Below are 10,203 nucleotides of genomic sequence, written 5' to 3'. Positions count from 1 at the left end.
CCGGCTCGTCCATGCCGATCCACATCGCGCCGGCGAACAGCACGATGGCCAGCAGCAGGTTGGCGATCGGGCCGGCGGCGATCACCGCCACGCGGTGGCGCAGCGGATGGTGGTCGAAGGACTCGGCGCGCTGCTCGGGCGGCAGCGTGTCGCTGTCGCCGTGGCCCAGCAGCCGCACATAGCCGCCCAGCGGGATCGCCGAGATCGTGAACTCGGTGTCGTCCGGGCTGGCCTGGCGGCGCCACAGCACGCGGCCGAAGCCGAAGGAGAAGCGCAGCACCCGCACGCCGCAGGCCTTCGCCACCCGGTAGTGCCCGTACTCGTGGATCGGGATCAGCACCGCGAGAGTGACGATAAAGGCCAGCAGGTCGCTCATGAAAGGCTCGCGATCAGTTCCGTTGCATAACGACGAGCCCGAGCGTCAAGCCCCAGCAGGCCGTCGACGCTGCTGCATTCACCGGTTTCGGGGTGCAGGTTTTCAAGACTTTGCGAATTGACGCGGTGGATCTGGTCGAAGCGCAGGCGGCGGTCGAGGAAGGCGGCAACGGCTTCCTCATTGGCCGCATTGAGCACTGCCGTCGAACCTTCGGCGCCGCGGAGCGCGCGCCACGAAAGGTGCAGGCCAGGGAAACGCCGCTCGTCCGCTTCCTCGAAGGTCAGCGACGGCGTCGTCAGCAGATTCAAACGGCTGGCGCCCGATTCGATCCGTTCCGGGAACGACAGGCCATAGGCGATCGGCACCCGCATGTCCGGCGTGCCCAGCTGCGCCAGCACCGACTCGTCGCGGCAGACCACCATCGAATGGATGATGCTCTGCGGATGGATCAGCACCTGGATCTGCTCGGGCTTCAGGTTGAACAGCCAGCGCGCCTCGATCACCTCGAGCGCCTTGTTCATCATCGTGGCCGAGTCCACCGAGATCTTGCGGCCCATCACCCAGTTCGGGTGCGCGCAGGCCTGATCGGGCGTGACCTCGGCCAGGGTGGACGGATCGCGCTGGCGGAACGGGCCGCCCGAGGCCGTCAGCACGATGTGGTCGATGCGCTGGGCCCAGGTGCCGCGCTCCTCCGGCAGGCACTGGAAGATCGCCGAGTGCTCGGAGTCGATCGGCAGCAGCGTGGCGCCGCCCTGCTCCACCGCCTGCATGAACAGCGCACCGCCGACGACGATCGCCTCCTTGTTGGCCAGCAGCAGCCGCTTGCCGGCGCGCGCGGCGGCCAGGCAGGGCGCCAGGCCGGCGGCGCCGACGATGGCGGCCATCACCATGTCCACCTCCGGATGGGCGGCGATCTCGCTGAGCGCGGCCTCGCCGTCCAGCACCTCGGTGCGGCTGCCCGCCTCGCGCAGCTTCGTGCGCAGGTCGGCGGCCTTGGCGGCCTCGGGCATCACGGCGAAGCGGGGCTTCCACTGCAGGCACTGGGCGAGCAACTCGTCCACGCGGCTCATCGCGCTGAGCGCGAACACTTCATAGCGTTCCGGATGGCGGCCCAGCACGTCGAGCGTGTTGGTGCCGATCGAGCCGGTGGAGCCGAGGACGCAGATACGGGAAATCATCAGAGGGAACTCAGCGCGAGGGCCAGGGGAAAGACGGGCAGCAGTGCGTCCACGCGATCGAGCACGCCACCATGGCCGGGCAGCAGGCCGCTGCTGTCCTTGGCGCCGACCGCGCGCTTGACCAGCGATTCGAACAGATCGCCAACCACGCTCATCGCGCACAGGAACACGATGGCCAGCAGGCTCACGAGGTGCATGCGATGCACCATCACCGAGAACACGCTGCGCGAGTCGACGGCGAAGTGCTCGTCGATGCCATGCACCCACAAGACGCCCAGCACGATCACGCCCAGCATGCCGGACCAGACGCCCTCCCAGCTCTTGCCCGGGCTGATCGCCGGCGCCAGCTTGCGCTTGCCGAAGGCCCGGCCGCCGAAATAGGCCGCGATGTCGGCCGCCCACACGAGGCAGAAGATCGACAGCAGGTAGTTGATGCCGGCGGCCCGGGCCTGCACGATGGCCAGCCAGGCGGCCCACAGCGCCAGCGCGCCCAGCACCAGGCGAGGCAGGCGGGCCACGCGCGGCCAGCCGCTCGGGCCTTCACGCAGTGCCAGCGCGCCGCCCAGCACCCAGATCAGGCCGGCCAGCCACCAGCACCAGCTCGGCGGCGCGTTCAGACCCAGCCCCCACAGCGTGACGCCACAGGCGGCGGCGAGGCCGATGCCGAAGACCAGCGCCGGCGTGCCGGGCGCCCCGTTGAGCCGGGACCACTCCCAGCCCGCGGCGCCGATCATCACCAGCGTGAGCAGCGCGAAAGGCCAGGGCGAGGGGTAGAACAGCGCCGGCAGCAGGATGGCCAGCAGGATGACGGCCGTGATGACACGTTGCTTGAGCATGCAGGATTCTCGCTGCTCAGGCGGTCGTGGCTTCGTCGGCTGGCGTCTTTACGCCGCCGTAACGCCGGTCGCGCTGGCGGAAGGCCTCGATCGCCTGGTCCAGCTGCGCCGCACCGAACTCGGGCCACAGCGTGTCGGCGAACACGAACTCGGTGTACGCCACCTGCCACAGCAGGAAGTTGCTGATGCGCACCTCGCCGCCGGTGCGGATGAACAGGTCCGGATCCGGCGCGAAGTTCATCGCCATGTACTCCGAGAGCTTGGCCTCGGTCAGTTCGTCGGCCGACACGCCGGCGCGGATCGCCTGCTGCGCCGCCTGGACGATGTCCCAGCGGCCGCCGTAGTTGAAGGCCACCGACAGGTTCAGCTTGGTGTTGTGCTTGGTCGCCTCTTCGGCATCGGCCCAGACCTCGCGCAACTTGGGCGAGATCGTGTCGCGGTCACCGACCACGCGAACGCGAACGCCCATCTTGCCGATCTTGGCCAGGTAGCGCGACACCGCCGCCAGCACCAGGCCCATCAGGCCCGAGACCTCCTCGGCCGGCCGCTTCCAGTTCTCGCTGGAGAAGGCGAAGACGGTGAGGTACTCGATATCGCGGTCGATGCAGGCCTGGATGGTCTTCATCACCGCCTCGACGCCCTGCTTGTGCCCGAAGAACCGGGGCAGGAAGCGCTTCTTGGCCCAGCGGCCGTTGCCATCCATGACGATGGCGACGTGGCGGGGGACCGGCAGCTCCTCGACGACGCTCACGTTCAGACCGCCAGGATTTCGGCTTCCTTCGCCGAGATCACCTTGTCGATCTCGTTGATCACGCGGTCGGTGAGCTTCTGCACCTCGTCGAGGCTGCGGCGCTCGTCGTCCTCGCCGATCTCCTTGTCCTTCAGCAGCTTCTTGGCCTGCTCGTTGGCGTCGCGGCGCAGGTTGCGCACGGCCACTTTCGCGTCCTCGCCGGCGTTGCGCACGACCTTGGTCAGGTCCTTGCGGCGCTCCTCGGTCAGCGGCGGCATCGGCACGCGGATCAGGTCGCCCTGGGCTGCCGGGTTCAGGCCCAGGTCGCTCTCGCGGATGGCCTTCTCGATCTTGGCGCCCATGCCCTTTTCCCAGGGCGTGACGCTGATCGTGCGGGCGTCCAGCAGCGAGACGTTGGCCACCTGGGAAATCGGCACCATCGAGCCGTAGTAGTCGACGCTGACCTGGTCGAGGATGCCCGGGTGGGCGCGGCCGGTGCGGATCTTGTGGAGTTCGCCCTTCAGCGACTCGACCGACTTGGCCATCTTGGATTCAGCGGTTTTCTTGATGTCTGCAATGCTCATGATTCAGCCCTGATGACAGTGCGAAGCCGCCCGCAGGCCCTCGGGCCCGCGGCGCGGCGAAATTCGGGACGTAACTTTAACGCCTGACGGCGCCGGTCAGACGTGGACCAGCGTGCCTTCGTCCTCGCCCATGACCACGCGCTTGAGCGCGCCGGACTTGAAGATGCTGAACACGCGGATCGGCAGCTTCTGGTCGCGGCACAGGGCGAAGGCGGTGGCGTCCATCACCTGCAGGTTCTTGATGATGGCCTCGTCGAAGCTGATGCGGTTGTAGCGCGTCGCCTCGGGGTCCTTCTTCGGGTCGGCGGTGTAGATGCCGTCCACCTTGGTGGCCTTCAGCACGATCTCGGCACCGATCTCGGCGCCGCGCAGCGCGGCGGCGGTGTCGGTCGTGAAGAAGGGGTTGCCGGTGCCGGCGGCGAAGACGACGACCTTGCCCTCTTCGAGGTACTGCAGCGCTTTCGGGCGCACATAGGGCTCGACCACCTGCTCGATTGCGATGGCCGACATCACGCGGGCCACCATGCCCTCCTGGCGCATCGTGTCGGCCAGGGCCAGCGAGTTCATCACCGTGGCCAGCATGCCCATGTAGTCGGCCGTGGCACGGTCCATGCCCTTGGCGCCGCCTGCGACGCCGCGGAAGATGTTGCCGCCGCCGATCACCACCGCGACCTCCACGCCCAGCTGGACCACCTCGCGCACCTGATGCACCATCTCGACGATGGTCTCGCGATTGATGCCGTAGGCGTCGTCGCCCATCAGGGCTTCGCCGGAGAGCTTGAGGAGGATGCGTTTGTGAGCGGGCATGGATGGACCTCTTGATTCGCGTGCGCGGATGGGCACGAGTGTAATAAAGGGCGCTCATGGCGCCCTTTGTGATGCGAGCCCCGCGAGGGGCTTTTACGGCTTGTTGCCTGGAGACTCAGGCGCCCTTGGCGGCTGCGACCTGCGCGGCCACTTCGGCGGCGAAGTCGTCGACCTTCTTCTCGATGCCCTCGCCGACGACGTACAGGGTGAAGCCCTTCACGGTCGTGGCCTTGTCCTTCAGCATCGCGCCGACGGTCTGCTTGCCGTCCGCAGCCTTCACGAAGGCCTGGTCCAGCAGCGAGACTTCCTTCAGGAACTTCTGCACCGAGCCTTCGACCATCTTGGCGACGATGTCGGCCGGCTTGCCGGATTCGGCAGCCTTCTCGGTGGCGATCTTGCGTTCCTTCTCGACCAGCTCGGCCGAGACCTGCGCCGACGACAGCGCGGCCGGCTTCATGGCGGCCACGTGCATGGCGACGTCCTTGGCGGCGACGTCGTCGCCTTCGAACTCGACCATCACGCCGATGCGGGTGCCGTGCAGGTAGGAAGCCAGCTTCGAGCCTTCATAGCGCTGGAAGCGGCGGATCGACATGTTCTCGCCGATCTTGCCGATCAGGCCCTTGCGCACGTCTTCCACCGTCGGGCCGAAGCCCTCTTGCGACAGCGGCAGCGCCGACAGGGCGGCCACGTCGGCCGGGGCCTGCTCGGCCACCAGCGTGGCCAGGGCGTTCACGAAGGCCAGGAAGGCGTCGTTCTTCGAGACGAAGTCGGTCTCGCAGTTGACTTCGATCAGGGCGCCCTTGCCGTTCACGACGACCGCGGCGACCACGCCTTCGGCGGTGATGCGCGAGGCGGCCTTGCCGGCCTTGTTGCCCAGCTTGACGCGCAGGATCTCTTCCGCGCGGCCCAGGTCGCCTTCGGCTTCCGTCAGGGCCTTCTTGCACTCCATCATGGGAGCGTCGGTACGGGCGCGCAGCTCGCCCACCATGCTTGCGGTAATTGCAGCCATTGATTCAATCTCCGTAGATAAAAGGGGGCCTCGCAGCCCCCTTGATCAGTTCACCAGGGAAGAAGCGGCTCAGGCGCCTTCGCTGACTTCCACGAACTCGTCGCCGCCGGCGGCAACAGCCTGGACCACTTCGTTGGTGGCGTTGTTCTTGCCTTCCAGCACGGCGTCGGCCACGGCCTTGGCGTACAGGGCGACAGCCTTGGCGGAGTCGTCGTTGCCGGGGATCACGTAGTCGATGCCTTCGGGCGAGTGGTTGGTGTCAACCACGCCGATGACCGGAATGCCCAGCTTCTTGGCTTCGGCGATGGCGATCTTGTGGTAGCCGACGTCGATCACGAAGATCGCGTCCGGCAGTGCAGCCATGTCCTGGATGCCGCCGATGTTCTTTTCCAGCTTGGCCAGGTCGCGCTGGAACATCAGCGCTTCCTTCTTGATGGCGGGCTGGGTGCCGGCCTCGACCTGGGACTGCATGTCCTTCAGGTTCTTCAGCGAGGTCTTGACCGTCTTGAAGTTGGTCATCATGCCGCCCAGCCAGCGCTGGTCGACGAAGGGCATGCCGCAGCGCTGGGCTTCCATGGCGACGACTTCACGGGCCTGGCGCTTGGTGCCGACCATCAGGATCGTGCCGCGCTTGGCAGCCAGCTTGGTGATGAACTTCATCGCGTCCTGGAACGCGGGCAGCGTCTTTTCCAGGTTGATGATGTGGATCTTGTTGCGATGGCCGTAGATATACGGGGCCATCTTGGGGTTCCAGAAGCGGGTTTGGTGACCAAAGTGGACGCCGGCTTCCAGCATCTCGCGCATCGTGACGGACATGTAATTACTCCGAAGGGTTGTGTCTAAAATCCGGCGCGAATCGCTTGAGTCTGCGAGGCTCAAAGCGACACCTTTCAAGGGCCGGATTTGCGATTTGTCTTGCTCAAAAGTAGCAACTCACACGAGTCGTACCCGGCAAAACCCAAAGAGTATACACGACTTCATGTCCGACGACCTCCACGGCGCCCTGGCGCGCCTGCAAGAAGGCCGGTTGAGCGCGGCTGACGCGCTGGCCCATAACGTCGAGGTTCTGCGCAGCGAGAGCTGCCGGCATGCCTTCATCCGCGACTTCGTTCCCCAGGCCCAGGCGGCCGCCGCGGCTGCCGATGCGTTGGCCGCCGCCGGGGTGCCGCGCGCGCCGCTCGGCGGCCTGGCCGTCTCGGTCAAGGATCTGTTCGATGTCGCCGGCCAGCCGACGACGGCCGGCTCCCGCGTGCTGGCCGATGCCGCGCCCGCCGCCGCCGACTGCCCCGCTGTCGCCCGCCTGCGCCGCGCCGGCGCCGCGCTGATCGGCCAGACGAACATGACCGAGTTCGCCTTCTCCGGCCTCGGCCTGAACCCGCACCATGGCACGCCGCTCAATCCCGTAACGGCCAAGCTCGACGGCATGGCCCGCATCCCCGGCGGCTCCAGTTCCGGCGCCGCCGTCAGCGTGGCTGCCGGCGCGGCCTGGGCGGCACTGGGCTCGGACACCGGCGGCTCGATCCGCATCCCCGCCGCGCTGCAGGGCCTGGTCGGCTTCAAGAACACCGCCCGCCTCACGCCTATCGCAGGCACGATCCCGCTGTCGCCCTCGCTGGACACCGCCTGCGCCATCACCCGCTCGGTGCGCGACGCGGTGCTGCTGCACGAGATCCTCGCTGACCGCCAGGTTCGACTGACCGGCCGCCCGCTGCGCGCGCGCCGGCTGGCCGTCTCCAGGCCTGTCTTCCAGGATGGCATGGACACCACGGTCGCCGCCGCCTTCGAGCGCACGCTGGCCGCCTTGCGGGCGGCGGGCGTGCAGATCGAGGAGATCCCGCTCGCTCCGCTGGTAGGCCTGCAGCCCTACCGCGTCTCGATGGTCGCCGCCGAAGCCTGGGCCTGGCATCGCCCGCATCTCGCCACGAAGGAGGCGCAGTACGACCCGCGCGTCGCCCGCCGCATCCGCGAGGGCGAATCCATCGGCGGCGCCGAACTGCTGGCCCGCATCGCCGCCCGCCGCGCGTGGATCGACGCGATGGAGGCCGAACTGCAAGGCTTCGACGCCGTGCTGAGCCCCACCGTGCCGACCGTCGCGCCACTGCTCCAGCCGCTGCTCGACAGCGACGAGGCCTACTACGCCGCCAACGGCCAGATGCTGCGCAACACCAGCGTCGTCAATGCGCTGGACGGCTGCGCCATCTCGCTGCCGTGCCATGTGGACGGCGAGTTGCCCGTCGGCCTGATGGCCTGGAGCACCGCCGGCCAGGACGACAGCGTCCTCGACATCGCGCTGCAGATCGAATCCCTCCTCGCAAGCAAGGCGGTGCACTGACATGCGCATCGCCATCATCGGCGCCGGCATCGCCGGCGTCACCAGCGCCTACGAGCTGGCCGCGGACGGCCACGAGGTCTGCGTCTTCGAGCGCCGCGGCAGCGTGGCCGGGGAGGCCAGCTTCGCCAACAGCGGCATCGTGGTGCCAGGTCTTGCCTTGCCCTGGACGCGGACAGCCTTCTCGCTGTTCGACGGCCGCCAGCGCGAGCGCTGGAAAGCCCAGCGCGACAAGGCCCTGCCCGAGCGCCAGCTGCGCCTGCTGAAGCTGGCCCAGTTCAGCTTCGAGCGCCTGCAGGCGCTGCGCCGCAGCCTGCAGCTGGACTACGAACGCTCGGAAGGCCAGTTGGTGCTGCTGCGTACCGCGAAGGACCAGGCCGCGATCGAGCCCGGCCTGGCCCTGCTTGAGCAGGCCGGCATCAGCGCGCGCCCGCTCGATGCCGACCAATGCCGTGCCGCCGAGCCCGGCCTGAACACCGAGACGCCCCTGCACGGCGGCGTGCTGCTGCCCCAGGCCGAGGCCGGCAACTGCCGCCAGCTCGCGCACCAGTTGCGCGGCGAGGCCCAGCGTCTCGGTGTGCAGTTCCGCTTCCACACCACGGTGCGTTCGGTGGAGCCCGGCTCGCCGGTGCGCCTGACCCACGAATACACGCCACCGACCGAGCTCACGCCTGCGCGCAGCGCCGCGGACGGCGGCGACACGCTGCCCGCCGAGATGGGCCCGCAGGTCCAGGGCTTTGACGCCGTGCTGGTCTGCGCCGCCCAGGACGCCACCGCGCTGCTGAAGCCGCTGAAGCTGAACCTGCCGGTGTCCGCCGGGCAGTCCATGTCGATCACCGCACCGCTGCGCCAGATCGAGGCCCATCCGGACTTCGGCCCGCGCGGCGCGCTGCTGGACCAGCAATCCGGCGTGCAGCTCAGCCGCATCGGCCAGCGGGTGCGCGCCGTCGGCCTGGTGGACGAGAAGCTGCTCCACAAGACGTTCGACGACTGGTTCCCCGGCGCCCTCGTCGCGGGCCAGGCGCAGCGCTGGCAGGGCGCGCACGCCGAGCTGGCCGACGGCCTGCCGGTGCTCGGCAACAGCGGCCTGTCCGGCATCTGGCTGAACCTGGGCCATGGCGACAGCGGCTTCACTCTCGCCTGCGGCGCCGCCCGCGTGCTGGCCGAGCAGATCGCGCGGCTGGCGCCCGAGCTGGACGTGGCCGGGCTGGACATCACCCGCTTCGCCTGACAAGCTGCGGCGCGATGAGCATCGCCCGCATCCTGCCCCTGCAACAAGACCGCCTGCCGCTCTACGGCAGCGCCGCCAGCCGCGCGATCGAAGCGGCCGCGCTGGCCGGCCGCCCGGTCGACGAGCTGATGGAGCGCGCCGGGCTCGCGATAGCCCGCCTGGCGCTGGCCCTGCAGCCGCGCGAAGGGCCGATCTGGGTCGCCTGCGGGCCGGGACATAACGGCGGCGATGGACGCATTGCCACGCGCCGGCTGCAGGCCCACGGCCGGCAGGTGCACATCGGCCTCGGGCCGCCGCCAGAAGCTCCGGCGCTGGCCATCGATGCACTGCTGGGCCTCGGCCTGAACCGGCCGCCCGACGAGGCGATGGCCGCGGCCATCGCGGCGCTCAATGCCTGCGAGGCGCCGGTGCTGGCCGTCGACCTGCCCAGCGGGCTGCTCGTCGATACCGGCCGGCCCGCCGGTGTCGAGGCCGTACGGGCCGCCCACACGCTGAGCCTGCTGACGCTGAAGCCCGGCCTGTTCCTGGGCCGCGAGCATTGCGGCCGGATCTGGTTCGACGATCTCGGCATCACGGCTGGCCGCGAGCCTGACGCCTGGCTGCTCGGTGCGGACTGCGCCTCGGCCTGGCGAGCGCCGTCCAGCCACGCCGCCCACAAGGGCACGCAGGGCGACGTGCTGGTGGTCGGCGGCGCGCCCGGCATGCGCGGCGCGGCCCGGCTCGCCGCCCGCGCCGCGCTGGCCGCGGGCGCCGGCCGCGTCTACCTGCACCTGCTCGATGCCGGTGCGGACGAACCCGACCCGCAGCGGCCCGAGCTCCTGACCGCCAACACCGGCACGCCGGCAGGCCGCACCGTGGTCGCCGGTTGCGGCGGCGCCAGCGCCATCACGCAAGACCTGACCCCGCTGCTCCAGGAGGCCGCACGCCTGGTGCTGGACGCTGACGCGCTCAACGCCCTGGCTGCCGACACCACGCTGCGCCAGGCACTGCGGCAGCGCGGCGCCCCGACGATCCTGACGCCGCACCCGCTGGAGGCCGCCCGCCTGCTCGGCAGCAGCACGGCCGCCGTTCAGGGCGATCGGCTCGCCGCCGCCCAGGCGCTGGCCGACGAACTGCGCTGCAC

Annotated in this window: 11 protein-coding genes; 3 read left to right on the top strand and 8 right to left on the bottom strand. The window is 69.2% G+C overall.

The window, feature by feature from the left end; translation table 11 throughout:
- The 8 genes from B0W88_RS25995 to rpsB all read right to left on the bottom strand — a co-directional run.
- Positions 1 to 376: site-2 protease family protein (locus B0W88_RS25995; RefSeq protein ID WP_144006977.1), on the bottom strand; the 376-nt coding region annotated here is incomplete at its 3' end.
- A complete protein-coding gene (gene ispC / locus B0W88_RS25990) occupies positions 373 to 1,554 on the bottom strand; it encodes a 1-deoxy-D-xylulose-5-phosphate reductoisomerase (protein WP_077037501.1) in 1,182 nt (393 codons plus the stop codon). The genes B0W88_RS25995 and ispC, both read right to left, overlap by 4 nt.
- Positions 1,554 to 2,390: a phosphatidate cytidylyltransferase gene (locus tag B0W88_RS25985; protein ID WP_077037500.1), complete on the bottom strand. Its 837-nt coding sequence runs from the start codon at positions 2,388 to 2,390 to the stop codon at positions 1,554 to 1,556. Before B0W88_RS25985 ends, ispC begins: the two co-directional genes overlap by 1 nt.
- Positions 2,391 to 2,406: 16 nt before the next feature.
- The gene (gene uppS / locus B0W88_RS25980) at positions 2,407 to 3,141 is read right to left on the bottom strand and encodes a polyprenyl diphosphate synthase (protein WP_255378666.1); all 735 of its coding nucleotides are present in this window, start codon (positions 3,139 to 3,141) and stop codon (positions 2,407 to 2,409) included.
- A 2-nt stretch (positions 3,142 to 3,143) separates the two neighbouring features.
- On the bottom strand, positions 3,144 to 3,704 hold the full coding sequence (frr, locus tag B0W88_RS25975) for a ribosome recycling factor (protein ID WP_077037498.1): 561 nt from the start codon (positions 3,702 to 3,704) through the stop codon (positions 3,144 to 3,146).
- A 96-nt stretch (positions 3,705 to 3,800) separates the two neighbouring features.
- Complete coding sequence (gene pyrH / locus B0W88_RS25970; protein ID WP_077037497.1) at positions 3,801 to 4,511, bottom strand: UMP kinase; 711 nt, start codon at positions 4,509 to 4,511, stop codon at positions 3,801 to 3,803.
- A 115-nt stretch (positions 4,512 to 4,626) separates the two neighbouring features.
- Positions 4,627 to 5,520, bottom strand: a complete 894-nt coding sequence (tsf, locus tag B0W88_RS25965; RefSeq protein ID WP_077037496.1) for a translation elongation factor Ts — start codon at positions 5,518 to 5,520, stop codon at positions 4,627 to 4,629.
- Positions 5,521 to 5,589: 69 nt separating this feature from the next.
- On the bottom strand, positions 5,590 to 6,336 hold the full coding sequence (gene rpsB / locus B0W88_RS25960; RefSeq protein WP_077037495.1) for a 30S ribosomal protein S2: 747 nt from the start codon (positions 6,334 to 6,336) through the stop codon (positions 5,590 to 5,592).
- A gap of 163 nt (positions 6,337 to 6,499) precedes the next feature.
- On the opposite strand from rpsB, the gene B0W88_RS25955 reads away from it, so the two are divergent.
- The 3 genes from B0W88_RS25955 to B0W88_RS25945 form a co-directional block, all read left to right on the top strand.
- Entirely contained in the window at positions 6,500 to 7,852 is a 1,353-nt protein-coding gene (locus tag B0W88_RS25955) for an amidase (RefSeq protein WP_077037494.1), read from the top strand.
- 1 nt (position 7,853) lies between these two features.
- Positions 7,854 to 9,080, top strand: coding sequence for an FAD-dependent oxidoreductase (locus tag B0W88_RS25950; protein ID WP_077037493.1), 1,227 nt, complete (start codon positions 7,854 to 7,856; stop codon positions 9,078 to 9,080).
- Positions 9,081 to 9,094: 14 nt separating this feature from the next.
- On the top strand, positions 9,095 to 10,203 hold a 1,109-nt coding region (locus B0W88_RS25945), incomplete at its 3' end, for an NAD(P)H-hydrate epimerase (RefSeq protein ID WP_077037492.1).

Source organism: Pelomonas sp. KK5, from assembly GCF_001984095.1.
GTDB lineage: Bacteria > Pseudomonadota > Gammaproteobacteria > Burkholderiales > Burkholderiaceae_C > KK5.
The sequence above is the reverse complement of the archived record's forward strand: the minus strand, read 5'-3'. Positions and strand labels throughout refer to the sequence as shown.

Excerpts from the sequence above, each read along its gene's own strand:
- ispC (WP_077037501.1), bottom strand. The coding sequence starts at position 1,554 with ATGATTTCCCGTATCTGCGTCCTCGGCTCCACCGGCTCGATCGGCACC.
- B0W88_RS25985 (WP_077037500.1), bottom strand. The coding sequence starts at position 2,390 with ATGCTCAAGCAACGTGTCATCACGGCCGTCATCCTGCTGGCCATCCTG.
- frr (WP_077037498.1), bottom strand. The coding sequence starts at position 3,704 with ATGAGCATTGCAGACATCAAGAAAACCGCTGAATCCAAGATGGCCAAG.
- pyrH (WP_077037497.1), bottom strand. The coding sequence starts at position 4,511 with ATGCCCGCTCACAAACGCATCCTCCTCAAGCTCTCCGGCGAAGCCCTG.
- tsf (WP_077037496.1), bottom strand. The coding sequence starts at position 5,520 with ATGGCTGCAATTACCGCAAGCATGGTGGGCGAGCTGCGCGCCCGTACC.
- rpsB (WP_077037495.1), bottom strand. The coding sequence starts at position 6,336 with ATGTCCGTCACGATGCGCGAGATGCTGGAAGCCGGCGTCCACTTTGGT.
- B0W88_RS25955 (WP_077037494.1), top strand. The coding sequence starts at position 6,500 with ATGTCCGACGACCTCCACGGCGCCCTGGCGCGCCTGCAAGAAGGCCGG.
- B0W88_RS25950 (WP_077037493.1), top strand. The coding sequence starts at position 7,854 with ATGCGCATCGCCATCATCGGCGCCGGCATCGCCGGCGTCACCAGCGCC.